This window comes from Streptomyces sp. NPDC047043, from assembly GCF_040644055.1.
Taxonomy (GTDB): domain Bacteria; phylum Actinomycetota; class Actinomycetes; order Streptomycetales; family Streptomycetaceae; genus Streptomyces.
In genome coordinates, this window is record NZ_JBEYVO010000007.1 from 218,722 (window position 1) to 233,313 (window position 14,592).

At 71.1% G+C, this 14,592-nt stretch carries 12 protein-coding genes; 2 read left to right on the forward strand and 10 right to left on the reverse strand.

The genetic code is table 11. The annotated features are described in order from the left end of the window. Position 1: 1 nt before the first annotated feature. Positions 2-1,756, reverse strand: a complete 1,755-nt coding sequence (locus tag ABZ880_RS13220; RefSeq protein ID WP_361260870.1) for a peptide ABC transporter substrate-binding protein — start codon at positions 1,754-1,756, stop codon at positions 2-4. A 183-nt stretch (positions 1,757-1,939) separates the two neighbouring features. Here ABZ880_RS13220 and ABZ880_RS13225 point away from each other — a divergent pair, with 183 nt between their 5' ends. Next, a complete protein-coding gene (locus tag ABZ880_RS13225; protein WP_361260871.1) occupies positions 1,940-3,136 on the forward strand; it encodes an ROK family transcriptional regulator in 1,197 nt (398 codons plus the stop codon). A gap of 14 nt (positions 3,137-3,150) precedes the next feature. Beyond that, entirely contained in the window at positions 3,151-4,659 is a 1,509-nt protein-coding gene (locus ABZ880_RS13230; RefSeq protein ID WP_361260873.1) for a M81 family metallopeptidase, read from the forward strand. On the opposite strand, the gene ABZ880_RS13235 is transcribed toward ABZ880_RS13230, so the two are convergent. The 9 genes from ABZ880_RS13235 to ABZ880_RS13275 form a co-directional block, all read right to left on the reverse strand. Then, the gene (locus ABZ880_RS13235; RefSeq protein WP_361260875.1) at positions 4,640-5,251 is read right to left on the reverse strand and encodes an ATP/GTP-binding protein; all 612 of its coding nucleotides are present in this window, start codon (positions 5,249-5,251) and stop codon (positions 4,640-4,642) included. The two genes, ABZ880_RS13230 and ABZ880_RS13235, sit on opposite strands and share 20 nt — an antisense overlap. Continuing rightward, positions 5,238-5,594 (reverse strand): DUF742 domain-containing protein, encoded by a 357-nt coding sequence (locus ABZ880_RS13240; protein WP_361260877.1) that lies wholly within the window; start codon positions 5,592-5,594, stop codon positions 5,238-5,240. The genes ABZ880_RS13235 and ABZ880_RS13240 overlap by 14 nt, the downstream gene beginning before the upstream one ends. Before the next feature lies 1 nt (position 5,595). Then, positions 5,596-6,027, reverse strand: a complete 432-nt coding sequence (locus ABZ880_RS13245; protein ID WP_361260879.1) for a roadblock/LC7 domain-containing protein — start codon at positions 6,025-6,027, stop codon at positions 5,596-5,598. A gap of 15 nt (positions 6,028-6,042) precedes the next feature. After that, the gene (locus tag ABZ880_RS13250; RefSeq protein WP_361260880.1) at positions 6,043-8,412 is read right to left on the reverse strand and encodes a nitrate- and nitrite sensing domain-containing protein; all 2,370 of its coding nucleotides are present in this window, start codon (positions 8,410-8,412) and stop codon (positions 6,043-6,045) included. Positions 8,413-8,564: 152 nt separating this feature from the next. Further along, positions 8,565-9,575, reverse strand: a complete 1,011-nt coding sequence (locus ABZ880_RS13255) for a substrate-binding domain-containing protein (RefSeq protein WP_361260882.1) — start codon at positions 9,573-9,575, stop codon at positions 8,565-8,567. Between the two features lie 210 nt (positions 9,576-9,785). Then, positions 9,786-10,628, reverse strand: a complete 843-nt coding sequence (locus ABZ880_RS13260; protein WP_361260884.1) for an SAM-dependent methyltransferase — start codon at positions 10,626-10,628, stop codon at positions 9,786-9,788. 293 nt (positions 10,629-10,921) lie between these two features. After that, positions 10,922-11,923, reverse strand: coding sequence for an Lrp/AsnC family transcriptional regulator (locus ABZ880_RS13265; RefSeq protein WP_361260886.1), 1,002 nt, complete (start codon positions 11,921-11,923; stop codon positions 10,922-10,924). Positions 11,924-12,052: 129 nt separating this feature from the next. Continuing rightward, positions 12,053-13,453, reverse strand: a complete 1,401-nt coding sequence (locus tag ABZ880_RS13270; protein WP_361260888.1) for an aldehyde dehydrogenase family protein — start codon at positions 13,451-13,453, stop codon at positions 12,053-12,055. Continuing rightward, entirely contained in the window at positions 13,453-14,553 is a 1,101-nt protein-coding gene (locus tag ABZ880_RS13275; RefSeq protein ID WP_361260889.1) for a phenazine antibiotic biosynthesis protein, read from the reverse strand. The genes ABZ880_RS13270 and ABZ880_RS13275 overlap by 1 nt, the downstream gene beginning before the upstream one ends. Positions 14,554-14,592: the final 39 nt, after the last annotated feature.

Below are 14,592 nucleotides of genomic sequence, written 5' to 3' on the forward strand. Positions count from 1 at the left end.
CTCAGCTGGTCCACTTCCACTGCGCGGGGTGGAAGTTGGCGAGCGAGTCCTGGGAGAAGCCGCCGAGGCCCTTCTTGACGACGGAGATCTGGTAGTCGGGCTCCGGCAGCCAGATCACCGGCAGGTCCTTGGCGAGAGCCGCGCTGTAGTCCTGGATCGCCTGGTTCGAACTCGACGTCGTGGACGCGGAGATGAGCCGGTCCACCGCCGTGTCGGAGTAGCCGCCGAAGTTCGAGCCGCCCTTGGACTGGAAGAGCGAGTCACCGGTCGGGAAGGCGTTGAAGTACCAGCTGCCCGCCGTGCCGAAGAAGGACAGCTGCCACTTGCAGATCGACTGGCTCGTGGTGCACTGCGGGGTCTGCGACAGGACCGAGTTGACCGGCGCGGTCCTGATGGAGAACTTGATGCCGGTCTTCGCGAGCGAGGACTGGATCGCGCTCATCATGTTGTCGGTGACGGTCGAGCCGGACTGCGACAGCACCTGCATCTCGAACTTCGTTCCCCTGGCCACCCCTTCACCGCACTGGGAGGCGCCACTGCCCGGGCTCGTGCAGGTCATCACCCCGCCCTGCTCGGTCCAACCATGGCCGGAGAGAAGGGACTTGGCGGCGCTCGTCGAGAACGGGTAGGGGTTGTCCTTCTGTGCCTGCGAGAGGAAGTCGGAGGTCTGGGCCTGCGGGATCGGCCCGTAGCCCGGGACCGCCGTCCCGTTGAAGACGACCTTCGCGAGACTCGTCTGGTCGATCGACCGCTGGACCGCCTGGCGGGCGTACAGCTGCTTGAACACGGCACCCATGGCAGGGTTGTTGAAGTTGTACGGCATGTAGGTGATCGCCCAGCCCGACCACGGCTTCACCTCGTAGCCCTGCGCGGTGAAGCTGTCCTTCTGGTCGAGGTCGGTCGCCTCGATGTAGCCGTAGTCGACCGTGCCCGAACGCAGGGCGTTCTTCTCGGCGTCCGCCGTGGTGAAGGGCAGCAGGTTCACGGTGGCGATGCCCGGCTTCTCCCCGCCGTCGTACTTCTTGTTGGCGGTCAGGACGACCTTGCCCGCCGTCGAGAAGGACTTCACGGTGTACGGGCCGCTGACGGTCTTCCAGAGCGGGTTCGAGGCGTAACTCCCGATGTTCTTGGCCGCGTTGTTGAGGTACGTCCAGGTCTGCTTCGGACTGCCCCTGTCCCAGACGTGCTCGGGCAGCGGGTTGATGCTGTTCAGCTCGTTCGCCAGCATCCACTGCGGGTTGTACGCCTTGTCGAAGGTGATCGTGAAGTGGCGGTCGTCCCCGGCCTTGAAGGAGGTCCAGTTGTCGGGCGCCTTGCCGGGCGTGTAGCCCGCCCACTGCGCCTTGTTGGCCTTGATGAGGTCGAACCAGAACTTCACGTCCTCGGACGTGATGGGCTTTCCGTCGCTCCAGTGGCGGTCGCCCAGGGTGATCTTCACGCTCTTGTTGTCGGACGCGAAGTCGGCGGCCGTCGCGATCGAACCGGCCTTGTTCCAGGCGATCTTGCCGGTCGAGCCGTCGTAGGCGATCAGCGGCTCCCACAGCGTGTTCGCGATGGAGATGTTGTTGGTGTTCAGATGCGCGGCCGTGCCGATCGGCAGGATCCAGTTCGGCGTGAAGTTCGCGGGCAGCGCGTAGGTGATGGAGTCCTTGGACCCGGACGACGTGCCGCTCGTCCCGGAGCAGCCCGCGAGCAGCAGCGTGCCCGCGGAGAAGGCGACACCGGCGGCCAGGAATCTGGTGCGGGCAGGGGACATGGCTCTCCTCGCAGAAAGGGGGGAACTCAGGCGGGGGCGAGGACAGTCAACGACCCGAGTGTTCGAAGAAACAGGCGTGCAGCTGTAAAAAGCCTGTTACTGCCGTTCTGAAAAAACCACGGAGAGGCCGGAGTTGACCTACGCTCGTCGCTCCGAACGCCGTCGACGGAAGTTACTTCGTCCATGACCGAAAAAAGTCCGCCACGTCGCAAGAACGGCGTCGGCGTCTCCTCGCTGGCCGAGCGGGTCCTCGAACTCCTCGCCTCCGGACAGGCCACGACGCGGACGGAGATCGCCGGGCTGCTCGGAGCCGCGCCCTCGACGATCTCCTTCACCGTGGGCCAGTTGCTGGAGCACGGTCTGGTCGCCGAGGAGGGCACGGTGTCCTCCGCCGGCGGACGCCCGCGCAAGGTGCTGCGCCTCGGCGGCAGCGACGGCTTCGCGGTGGCGGCCGAACTCGGGGGCCGGCATGCGCATGTGGGGGTGGTGCTGCCGGGCGGCGGCCTCACCGACGTCTCGACCGTGCCGTTCCCGACGGCCGACGGACCCGAGGCCGCGCTGCCCGGACTCGCCGAGACGCTGGAGGTGCTCGCCGACCGGCACGGGCGGGCCCTGCTGCGCGGAGTCGGTCTCTCCCTCCCCGGCCCGGTCGACGTCGTGTCCGGCGTCGTCACACTCCCCTCCCGCATGCCCGGCTGGAACCGCTTCCCCGTCCGCGCCTGGCTGGAGGACCGCTTCGGCGTCCCCGCGGCCATCGAGAACGACGCCAACTGCATGGCCGTGGGCGAGCACACCGTCCAGCCCGCCGGGCGCCGCCAGTCGATCATGGTGAAGACCGGTACGGCGATAGGCGCCGGCGTCATCGCCGACGGCCGCCTCTACCGCGGTGGCACCGGTGCCGCCGGCGAGATCACCCACGTCCGCGTCGAGGCCGCCCACGACATCCCCTGCTCCTGCGGCAACACCGGCTGTCTGGAGACCGTCGCCTCGGGCGCGGCCCTCGTCCGCATCCTGCGCGAACGCGGCCTGGAGGTGACGTCCACCGAGGACGTCGTACGCCTCGCCTCCGACGCCGACCCGGAAGCGACCCGCGCGGTCCGCCAGGCCGGCCGCTACCTCGGTCAGGTCCTCGCCGCCAACGTCAACTTCTTCAACCCCGACGCCGTCTACCTCGGCGGCATCCTCTCCACCCTGGAGCCGTTCGTCGCCGCCGTACGCAGCCAGTTGTACGAGGGCTGCCATCCGCTGGTGACCGAGCATCTGGCGATCGAGCGGGCCAGCCTCGGCGCCGATGCGGGCCTGGTCGGCGCGGGCCAGTTCGCGCTGCAGCGGGCGCTGGCGCACGCGCTGCACGCCGTGACCGGCAACCACCACCCCTGACCTTCGGAGCAGCCATGTCGCCACAGCGCCCCGTCATCGCCGTCGCCGGACTCGGCATCGAGTCCTCGACCTTCTCCCCGGCCCGCACCGAGGCCCCCGCCTTCCACCCCCTGCGCGGCGCCGACGTCCTCACCCGCTACCCGTTCCTCGCCCCGGACGCCCCGCTGCGTGCCGCCGCCGACTGGCGCGGCGCCCTGGTGGGCAAGGCACGCCCCGGCGGCATGGTGACGGCGGCCGCGTACGCCGACCTGTCCGGCGAACTCCTCGACCGGCTACGGGAGTCGGGACCGATCGACGGCCTCTGGTACGACATCCACGGCGCGATGACCGTCGAGGGCCTGGACGACGCGGAGGTCCGACTCCTGGACCGGATCCGGGAGGTCGTCGGCCCGGACGTGCTCGTGTCGACCTCCATGGACCTGCACGGCAACGTCTCCCGCGAACTGGTCCACCGCAGCGACCTGATCACCTGTTACCGCATGGCCCCGCACGAGGACGCGATGGACACCAAGGAGCGGGCCGCCCGCAACCTCGTGGACCTCCTGGCGAGCGGGGCGCCGCGCCCGGTCAAGGCCTGGATCCCGGTGCCGGTGCTGCTGGCCGGGGAGCAGACCTCGACCCGTATCGAACCCGCGAAGAGCGTGTACGCGGCGGTCGAGGACGTGGAGGCGCTGCCCGGAGTCACCGACGCCGCGATCTGGGTCGGCTACGCGTGGGCGGACGAACCCCGCAACCGGGCCGCGGTCGTGGTCACGGGAGACTCGCCGGACGTCGTGAAGTCGGGCGCCGAGCACCTCGCCCGCGGCTTCTGGGCGGCCCGGCACGACTTCGACTTCGTCGCACCGACCGGGACCCTGGACGGGTGTCTCGACGAGGCGCTGGCCTCCACCGCCCGCCCCTACGTCATCAGCGACACCGGCGACAACCCGACCGCGGGCGGCGCGGGCGACGTCACCTGGAGCCTCCAACGCATCCTGGCCCGCCCGGAGTTCGCCGACCCCTCGGGCCCGACCGTCCTGTACGCCTCCCTGCCGGGGCCGGACGCCGTCGAGATCGCCGAGAAGGCCGGCGTCGGCGCGACGGTCACCGTCACGGCCGGCGCGGAGGTCGACGACCGGGACGCAGGGCCGCTCACCATGACCGGTGTGGTCCACGCGATCCGGCACGGCGACGTCGACGCCGAGCTCGAAGTGGTGCTGCGGGTGGGGAGCGTGCATGTGATCCTGACCCGGCTACGCAAGCCGTACCACCTCGAACGGGACTTCACCGACCTGGAGTTGGACCCGCGCACGGCGGACGTCGTCGTCGTCAAGATCGGCTATCTGGAGCCCGAGCTCTTCGCCCTGCGCGCCGACTGGAAGATGGCCCTCACGCCGGGCGGCGTCGACCAGGACCTGGCGCGCCTGGGCCACCACCGCATCCGCCGCCCCATGTTCCCCTTCGACCAGGACATGCCGGAGCCCGATCTCACGGCGCGGGTCGTCCCGCCCTCGAACGAGCCGCTCAGCGGCCCGGACGAGTGAGCCGCCCGTTCCCGTTCGACTGCACCGCCGAGGCGATCAACTGGTCGATCAGGGCGATGAGTACGGCCTTGCAAGACTCCCGCTCGCGGGCGTCGCACAGCAGCACCTTGACGTCGTCCGGGAGGGCCAGTGCCTCGCGGATCTCCGCGGGCGGATAGGGGTGCTCGCCGTAGAAACCGTTGACGCCCACGACGAACGGGATGTTCCGGCGTTCGAAGAAGTCGATCGCGGCGAAGCTGGACTCCGGGCGGCGCACGTCCAGCAGGACGACCGCGCCCAGGGCGCCGAGGGCGAGGTCGTTCCACATGAACCAGAACCGCTGCTGGCCCGGGGTGCCGAAGAGGTAGAGGATCAGTTCGCGGCTGATGGTGATGCGGCCGAAGTCCAGGGCCACGGTGGTGGCGTGCTTCTCCTCGATGCCGTCGAGGTCGTCGACGCCGAGGCCCGCGGCGGTCAGGGGTTCCTCGGTGCGCAGCGGCACGATCTCGCTGACCGAGCCGACCATGGTGGTCTTGCCCACGCCGAAGCCCCCGGCGATCAGGATCTTGACCGTGTCGGGTGCCGACCGGGTGATGGTGTCAGAGGCGGCCAAGACCGTCCCTCACTTTCTGCAGCAGGTCCAGGTCCGGGGTCCGGGAGACCGGGTGCGGCGGACGGGCGGTGATCCGGCCCGCCTCCAGCAGGTCGCAGAGCATGATCACGACCACGCTCACCGGGAGGTCGAGCAGCGCGGACAGCTCCGCGACGGCGATCGGCTCGGCGCAGCTGCGCAGGATGCGCTGGTGCTCGGGCTGCGGCCGGGTGGCCCAGGTCGGCGGCGGGTCCACCGCGGTCACCGTCGTGATGAGCGTGAAGTCGGCGCGGCTGGGCCGGGTCCGTCCGCCGGTCAGCGCGAACAGCCGGACCAGTCGGCCGTCCGTGTCGCCTCCGCCCACCTCACGCGCCGGAGTCGACGGTGGGGCCGATGCCTGCCCGCGGTGCCGCGCTGAGGTGCTCGCCGATCTTCTTCACCAGCATGTTCATCTGGTACGCCACCACGCCGACGTCGGCCCCCGCGTTGGTGAGGACGACGAGGTGGGCGCCGGGGCCGGCGGAGGTCAGTATCAGGAAACTGTTGGCCATCTCGATCAGCGCCTGGCGCACCGGGCCGCCGCGGAAGTCCATGCTGACGCCCTTGCTCAGGCTCATCAGACCGGACGCGGTGGCCGCGAGGCGTTCGGCGTCGTCGCGCAGGAACCCGGTGGACTTGCTGACGACCAGTCCGTCCTCGGAGAGCACGACGGCGTGGTTGACCTCGGCGACCCGCTCCACGAGTCCGGTCAGCAGCTGGTCGAGCTGGGTATGGGTGGCTGGGATGGGGCGTGTCATGGCGGTGTTCCTTCGTCAGCGGTCGGCGGGCGGAGTCGAGGATGGGGGTCCCCCCGCTCGAGCGCAGTCGAGAGTGGGGGAGGTGGTGCCTTCGGCGGGGAGGGGCTCGTCCGGTTCCCGAGATACGGCTGCTTCCTCCTGGTCGTACTGCGTTTCTGTCTCGTCGTCACGCGCCCGGAGCGTGCCGCGCTGGAAACACGCGAGCGAGGAGGCGGCCTGCTCCGCGGTGAACTCCTCGGCGTGACCGTTGTCTTCACCGCTCGGCGCGTCCTCGCGCAGCTCGGCGGCCAGGCTGGTCTGGGGGACACGGCGGGGGAGCGGTGTGATGCCGTCGCGACGCGCGGAAGGCTCCGGTGCCGGGGAGGGTGCGGTGCGCGCGGGGGCGGCAATGCGTGGCTCCCGTACGGGCTCGGTGGGCTCCTCCGCGTCGGCCGGCTCCTCCTCGGCAGGGGTGGCCGGTGCCTCCCGTACGACGATCTCGTGCGGGAGGAGCACGATCGCCGTCGTGCCGCCGTACGGCGACGGGCGCAGCGTGACCGCGATGCCGTGCCGGGTGGCGAGGCGGGCGATCACGAACATGCCGAGCCGGAGGTCGCCGGCCAGGGCCACCACGTCGAACTGCGGCTCCACCGCCAACTGCTCGTTGAAGGAGGCGTAGTCCTCCTCGGACAGGCCGAGCCCGCGGTCCTCGACCTCCACGACGAGGCCCTTGGCGACCATCGCGGCCCGCACCCCGACCGGGGCAGGCGCCGGCGAGTACGCGGTCGCGTTGTCGATGAGCTCGGCCAGCAGGTGGATCACGTCGGCCACCGCGGGCGGCGCCAGGTACACGTCCTCGTCGGTGTGCACGTCCACCCGCTGGTACTCGGCGACCTCGCCGACGGCGCTGCGCAGGATGTCGATCAGCGCGACCGGCTCCCGCCAGCTGCGCCGGGGCTGCTCGCCGCTGATGATGACCAGGTTCTCCTCGTAGCGGCGCAACTGGCTGGCCGTGGAGTCCAGTTCGTACAGGCCCTTGAGGACGTCCGGGTCGGAGTGCTCGCGCTCCAGCGCGTCCAGCTTGGTGAGCTGCAGGTTGACCAGGTTCTGGCTCTGCCGGGCGATGCCGAGGATGACCTTCTGGAAGCCGCGCCGGGTGTCGGCGAGTTCGACGGCGGTGTGCACGGCCGTGCGCTGCGCCTTGTTGAACGCGCGTGCCACCTGGCCGAGTTCGTCGCCGCCGTAGTCCAGCGGCGGGGCCGCCTCGTCCGCGTCGACCGTCTCGCCCCGGTCGAGACGGGCCACCACCTCGGGCAGCCGCTCCTCGGCCAGGCTCAGGGTGGCCTCGCGCAGGCCGCGCAGCCGCCGGGACAGGGAGCGGGTGATCCGCCAGGACATGCCCACGCACAGCAGCAGCGCGATCAGACCGCCCGCGCTCAGCGAGGCGGCGGTCAGCAGAGTGCTCTCGGCCTTGTCGGCACTGCGGTCCAGCAGCCCGGTCGTCTGGTCCTCGATCAGCTCCGTGTACCGGTCGCCGACCGTGTTCAGCGCGGCCGTCCACTGCTTCTGCGTGTCCGGCAGCGGGATCTTCCCGCCGGCGGCGGAGGCCCGGGCCGCGAGCACCTTGTCCTCGACGTCCTGGAGGGTCTGCCACTCGGAGCTCTGCAGGATCCGCTCGGTCTGCGTCTTCGCGCTGCCCTGCAGCGAGGGGACGATCTGGTCCTCGACCAGCCAGCGCCGGGTGTTGACCAGCTGCGCGAAGTCGGCCCACGTCTTCGCGCTCAGCTGCCCGGACGGCCAGGCCAGGGTGAGCCGGGCGTCCTCCTGCGAGACCAGTTCCGCCGCGTGCTCCAGCGCGACCAGCGGGCCGGCCTGCGAGGTGAGGTCGCCGTCGTCGACCTGGGAGAGCTCCTGGAAGGCGTGGATCTGGTCGTCGATGATCGAGCTGTACTGGTCCAGCGCCTGCGCGGCGGTGATGTCGGCCGGGTCGTCGACCTGGCTGCGGTAGTACTCGAGGCTGCTGACCGAGCCGAGCACCGAGTACAGCCGGTCCGAGATGCGCGAGGGTGCCTTGTTGATCGCGTCGGTCTGGCCGACCAGCTTGGCGACCGCCCGGTCCGTCTTCTTCCGCTGCGCGTCGAGCGCTGCCCGCGAGCCGTGCGGATCGGCCAGCCAGGCCGCCGACAGGCTGCGCTCCCGCTGCAGCGCGAGCGTCGCGTCCGTGCCCATGGCACCCGTCGACCGGCTCAGCTCGGTCTGCCCGCGCAGCCGCAGCCCCTCGGTGAACATCTGCGTCGTCGTCACGCCCCACATGGCGGCGAGGGTGACGCTGGGCACCAGGGCCAGCAGGATCAGGGAAAGACGTATGGAGCCGAGACGGCGCCGGGCACCTGTCCGTGGAGACATCGTCGTCCTAGGCGGTCAGCGGAGCGGAGGGGGAACACGGGGGGTGGCCGTGAGCGGGGGAGAGATGGGGTGCACAGGATGCTATCCGTACAAGTGACCGCACGTGCCACGGGTCTGCGAATCTTTCGAGACATTGACGTACGAAGTGTCGTTCAGCGCGTGCCGCGCTCCGCGTACTTCGCGATCGCGGCCACGTTGGTCTTGGTCACGAACGCCGGACCGGTGAGCACGGGGGACACACCGCCGCCGCTGATGTTGCCGTTGGTCCGGTAGAGCCACAGCGCGTCGACCGCGAGATAGCCCTGCAGATACGGCTGCTGATCCACCGCGAACTGCACGTCGCCGTCCTTGATCGCCTTCACCATGTCCTGGTTGAGGTCGAAGGTGGCGACATGGGCCTTGCTGCGGGAGGCCTTCACCGACTTGACGGCGGTGAGGGCGAACTGCGCGCCGTTGGTGACCACTTCGTCGATCGTCGGGTCCTGCCGCAGCCGGGCCGTGAGCACGGCGGCGGTCGCGTCCGCGTCGTTGCCCTCCACGTAGACGTTCTCGGTCCGGCCGCCGAAGGTCCTCTTCACGCCGGCGCAGCGGGCCTCCAGGGCGACGTTGCCGCGCTCGTGGATGACGCACAGGGCGTGCTCGGCCTTGAGGTCGTCCAGCTTGTCGCCCACCGCCTGACCGGCGACGCTCTCGTCCTGTCCGAAGTACTCGAGCAGTCCGGCGGACTGCCAGTCGGAGATGCCGGAGTTGAGGCCGACCACCGGGATGCCCGCCGCCTTCGCCGCGGCCACCGGGGCCTTCATCGCCTGCGGTTTCGCCAGGGTCACCGCGATGCCGTCGACCTTGTCGCGGACCGCGTCGCGCACCAGCTCGGCCTGGCCCGCCGCGTCGGGGTCGTTGGTGTAGGTGAGGTCGATGCCGTCCTTGGCGGCGGCGGCCTCGGCGCCCTTCCTCACCAGGTTCCAGAAGGTGTCGCCGTTGTCGGCGTGCGTGACCAGGGTGACCCTGAACCGGCCGTTTCCGGCCTTGCCGAGGGGGTCCGCGCCGGAGGCGGACGTGCCACCGGAGGCGGAACAGCCGGCCGCGAGCAGGCAGCCGGCGACGGCCAGGGCGGCGACCGCCCGGGATCTGCGGGGGACGGCGGGTGGGGGAGGAGTCTTCATGAGGGGAGCGGCACCTCGCTGTGCGGCCGAGCTGGAGGAACGGCGAGAGGGAGCCCCCGCACGACGTCCGACGTGTCGTACCCCGTCCGGGTGACTCTCGCTGGCCGGAGCCAATCGTGTGTGACCGCCGGTAGTCAAGTGATCAGCAACATTGAGTGAGTTGTCGCTGCCGCATCGTGATGATGCCTTTCCTGCCAGCAGGGGGTGTGTCTACGGCTTTCGGGCCACCGCCCCGTACATCGCGATGTCCTCGTCGCGGACCGCCCCGGCGTCCGCGGGGTCCGGACGCCACTTGTGGACCTGGACGATGCCCGGCTCGACGAGGTCGAGGTCCTCGAAGAACTCCTCGGCCTCGGCGAAGGTGCGCAGCCGCATCGGCATGTCGCGGGCCGCGTACTCGCGGGCGACCCGGCCGACCTCCTCGGGCGCGAACTCGGCCGTGCCGATGGACATGGCAAGGTAGCTGCCCGACGGCAGCGGTTCGAGGAGGCGGCGGACGATACCGACGGCGTCGTGCTCGTCCAGCAGGAAGTGCACGATCGCGATGACGGTCAGGGCGACGGGCTCGCCCAGGTCCAGGGTGTCGCGGAAGGCGGGGCTGTCGAGGATGGCCTGCGGATCGCGCATGTCCGCCTCGACGTACGAAGTCCGGCCCTGCGGCGTGCTGGTGAGCAGGCCCCGGGAGAGCGCGAGGACGAGCGGGTCGTTGTCGACGTACACGACCCGGGAGGAGGGGGCCGCCGACTGGGCGATCTCGTGGATGTTGGGCGAGGTCGGTATGCCGCTGCCGATGTCGAGGAACTGGCGTACCCCTGCCTCCTCGGCGAGCCACCGCACCGCGCGGTTCATCCAGTCGCGGTTGGCCCGCATGTGGATGGGCAGGGCGGGCCACTCCCGGCACATGGCGTCGCCCGCCTCCTGGTCGGCGGGGTAGTAGTCCTTGCCGCCCAGGATGTAGTCGTAGATCCGCGCGGCGTGCGCTGTCCCGTCCGCGGCGAAGCCGCTGTCGGCTGCAGCGGTGCGGCCGGTCGGCCGGGCACTGTCCTCGGGCACGTGGCCCCTCCCGTCACGTCGTCGCTCTCCCGGAAGCCTCGACAACCACCTTGGCCAACTGACGGGCCCCGCAAACCACTTGGGCACCAAGGCGCCGGAGTCACACGAGTCAACGGCCGGCCCTCGGCGGGATGTCGGCCTGCGGGTGCGATCGCGCCGACGGGCTTTCCTGTGCGCAGCGCGGGCGTGGTCTCGGGGCGGATGGCCTTGAGCGCGGCGGCGCAACTGCCCGAGCGACAAGGGCGGTCCCCCGCTCGCCCGCGGTGGTGCGACCACTTGGGCGACGGCGACGGTCAGCGGCTCGCCCTCGGTCGCCCAGCCGGTGTGAGGGTGCCCACCGCCTTCAGGGTGCGCAGTACCGGGGCGGTCTCCAGGGTGCGGATGGCCTTGACCGAGCCGAGGCCGTGGGTGAGGTAGTGGTAGAGGGCCGTGGTGTCGCGGCACAGGGCGTGGGCGACCAGGTTGGTGGGGCCGGTGGTGTGGGCGACGAAGGCCAGCTCGTCGTGGCCGGCCAGCGTGGTGGCCACCTCGTCGAGGTGGGCCGGGGCGACCGCCATCCACAGCAGGGTCTTGGCGCTGCCGCCCAGCACGCCCGGGTCGAGCTCGATGTCGAAGAAGATCGCCCCGCAGGCGCGCAGATGATCCAGGCGGCGCGAGACGGTCGCCGGCGACCAGCCCGTGCCGGCGGCGAGTTCACCGACGGCGGCCCGCCCGTCCCGCCGCAGCGCGTCCATCAGGGCGTGGTCGGCGGGGGTGAGCTGCACCTGCGTGTCCTGCTGCGGCCCGCCGTACCCGTTGGACCTCGGCGCGCCCAGCATCCGTTGCTGCCGTGCGGTCAGCGCGTTGGCGCTCATCCGCCACGGGGTGCGCCAGCCCAGGTAGGTGTGCAGCAGATGGTGCGCGGAGACGGCGGTGAGGCCGACGCTCGGCGGCAGTTCGTGCAGCAGCAGCGAGTGGCCGTGCGCCATGCCCAGCGGGGTCTCCAGTACGGCGACGATCTCGGTGCCGCCGCCGGTCAGGTACACCCACGAGGTGTCCGGGCGGCGCACCAGGGCGTGCGCGAGGTCGAGCGCGGTCTCGGGCGCCGCGGTCAGCCGCAGCAGCCACTGCTCGTGCCCGGTGAGCTGCGGGTCGGGCAGCCCCACCACGCGCAGGGCCGCCTGCTCGCGCAGCCGTTCGTAGCGGCGGGAGACCGTCTGCGGGGACACCGCCAGCACGGCGCCCAGCTGGCTGAAGGAGGCGCGTCCGTCGATGTGCAGGGCGTGGATCAGGGCGCGGTCGATGTCGTCGAGCATGCGCACACCATCCTTCGGGCGCCCTGCCGGCAGGGCGCGGACACGGCCGCCGACGGGAAGGACCCTCCCGCAGGATCTCCCCGTCGGCGGGGGCGGTGGGGGATCACCGCCGGGGACAACGGCTGTCGGTCAGTCCCTGATCACCGACTTGCAGCGCATCAGGAACTCGGCGAGGTGCCCGTCGTGCGGCAGCCCCGGCTCCATCCGGTACGTCGGCACGTCCCCCACGTACACATTGCCGATGGACGGCTCCTGCACGAGCTCGGCCACCAGCCGGTCGTCGCTCGTGATCGCCGTAAGGACAAGGCTGTTGCGGAGAGGTCCGATTCCGGCCTCGCGGCTCCAGGGCGCCACCCACACACAGGGGAACGGCAGCTCCACGGCGGCCTGCGGTGCGTCGGGGCTCGCCACCTGGTGGACCGCCGCGCGCAGTGCGGCGCTGCCGTCACCCAGGTCGCCGAGGATGCCGTCGCCGCCGAGCCACGCCCGGGTACCGGCCGCCCGGTGCAGCAGATGCGCCTCGAGCGCCTTCGCGGTGGCGAGCGGCTGGACGGGGAAGACCGCCGCCGGATCCTCCGGAGGCAGGCTCGGTACGGCCGCCAGCCGTTCGGCGAGCGCGGCGCACAGCGGAGCCGGATCGCCCTCCACGAAGACGGCCGTCGTGTTGACGCAGCCCGTGCCGCCGTGACCGCTCACCGAGTCGGCGATCGTGTCGAGGTGCTCGCGCCAGTCGACCTCCCGGGTCAGCAGGATCTTGGACCGGCCCGGCCCCTGCGGCAGCACCGACGGGTTCCCCGCGTACTTGCGCACCACGTCCTCGCCGCCGTACACCAGCCCGAGATCCGCGCCCCGCAGCAGCGCGTCCGCGGTGGCATGGTCGGTCGGCAGCAGCGCCACCCGGTCGTCCCCGAAGCCCGCCGTCCGTAGCGCGGTGACCAGGCGGTGCGGGGTGAACGGCTCGCGCCGGGAGGGTCGTACGGCGACGCGGTAGCCCAGCGCGAGCGCCTCCGGCCACAGGCTGTGCGGGCCGGGGTGGTTGCCGGCGGCGTGCACCGCGAACACGTTCCCGCGCCGCACCCACACCGCACGCCCGGCACGGGTCAGCGGATCGTCCCACCGGCCGACCGCACCGGCCGGCCGCGCGTTGTCCACGCTGTGGTGCACCTTCCTCAGCCGCGCCGCGATCGCCGCGACGGTGGCGCGTACGACGGAGATCGGCGTCCCGCCGGCCCGGCTGACCCGGTACGCGTACTCCTCGGCCGTCAGCCCGTTCAGGGTGGCCGTGGCGAAGAGTCCGGCGGCCCGGCCGATCATGCCGATCCGCTCGTCGGGCCCGGGCGGGTCGGCACGGTGCAGCGCCTTCAGCGTACGGTCCACGAACAGCGGCGGTACGAGGCTGAGTTCGGCGCTCTCCCGGCCCGCGACGTCGGTCACGGTGAGGCGATTGCGGGCACGGTACGGCCCCCTTGGACCCAGGGCGTCGAGCGCGACCACGTCCGTGTGCGTCGCCGGCTTCTGCGTCTGGGGCATCAGTACACGCCCTCGATCACGGCCTCGTTCTCGAAGGTCGCCACCGGGGCGATGTCCGCCACCGCGTCCCCGGCCTGCCCGTCGAGCGGCTCGATCCGCGTCGCCACGTCCCGCTCGAGGTTGTTGGGAAGGAAGAACGACTTGCTGACGTGATGGACCAACACCCGCCCGCGCTCGCCGTACGCAACCCGCCGCAGCGTCTCGGGATCGACGACGGAGAAGGTGACGTACGGGCTGTACGGGTCGAAGACGCAGCCGGCGTCGTCGGGCAGACCGGGGCGCTCGCCGGCGAAGCCGAGGATCATCGTGCTGCCGTAGTTCCCGCACAGCACGGTGTCCGGGAAGACCTCCGTCTTGTACAGGTACCGGGAGTCGGGATCGAGTTGTGTGCCGCCCCAACGGATCGCCCGTACCTTCTCGTTGACGAGTTCCGCCAGGTCGTCGCGCCGGGCGATGCGTTCGAGCAGCGGGGGCGTGACCGTCAGGACGCCGATGTCCTGGGTGCGCAGTACGAACGCGGCCTGGTCGACGAGGTGTTCGGCGTACGCGTCCGCGTCGGCTCCGCGGCCGGCGGCGATCAGCTTCTTCACCCAGCGCGGGTCCAGGTCGACGGTGAAGCCGTGCCGCCCGTGCGTGGCCGCGGACCGGCGGAAGTACTCGCCCACGATGTGCGGGCCGGTCGGCACCAGGCCGAGCCAGTCGGCGCCGCGCACGAAGCCGTGGGCGTCGAGGTTGCGGTTGCTCCAGTGGAGCATCCGCTCCAGCCAGTCCCGCAGCAGTACGACCCGCTTCGGGGCGCCGGTGGTCCCGCCGCTCTCGAACACCCCGACCACGTCCGGGGACCGGCCGTACCCGCGCGGTACGAGGTCCCGCACCGGCACGTCCCGCAGCTCGGCCGTCACATCGGGGAAGAGCGTGAGGTCGTCGTGCGTCCTGATGTCGGTCAGCGGATCGAAGGGCAGGCTCTTGGCCCGCTCCAGCCAGAACGGCGACCCCGTCCCGGGGCCGAAGTGCCACTCCATGGCGGCACGGATCAACTCGTCCGGCTCGGGCCGGACATCGAGGGGAAGATCGAGGATCTCGGTGGCAGCTCGCGACACGGGGACTCCTGAACTCGACGGAGATGTAAGGCGGTTACG

Coding starts and splice junctions, on each gene's coding strand:
- ABZ880_RS13220 (WP_361260870.1), bottom strand. CDS start 1,756: ATGTCCCCTGCCCGCACCAGATTCCTGGCCGCCGGTGTCGCCTTCTCC.
- ABZ880_RS13225 (WP_361260871.1), top strand. CDS start 1,940: ATGACCGAAAAAAGTCCGCCACGTCGCAAGAACGGCGTCGGCGTCTCC.
- ABZ880_RS13265 (WP_361260886.1), bottom strand. CDS start 11,923: ATGCTCGACGACATCGACCGCGCCCTGATCCACGCCCTGCACATCGAC.
- ABZ880_RS13270 (WP_361260888.1), bottom strand. CDS start 13,453: ATGCCCCAGACGCAGAAGCCGGCGACGCACACGGACGTGGTCGCGCTC.
- ABZ880_RS13250 (WP_361260880.1), bottom strand. CDS start 8,412: ATGTCTCCACGGACAGGTGCCCGGCGCCGTCTCGGCTCCATACGTCTT.
- ABZ880_RS13230 (WP_361260873.1), top strand. CDS start 3,151: ATGTCGCCACAGCGCCCCGTCATCGCCGTCGCCGGACTCGGCATCGAG.
- ABZ880_RS13245 (WP_361260879.1), bottom strand. CDS start 6,027: ATGACACGCCCCATCCCAGCCACCCATACCCAGCTCGACCAGCTGCTG.
- ABZ880_RS13255 (WP_361260882.1), bottom strand. CDS start 9,575: ATGAAGACTCCTCCCCCACCCGCCGTCCCCCGCAGATCCCGGGCGGTC.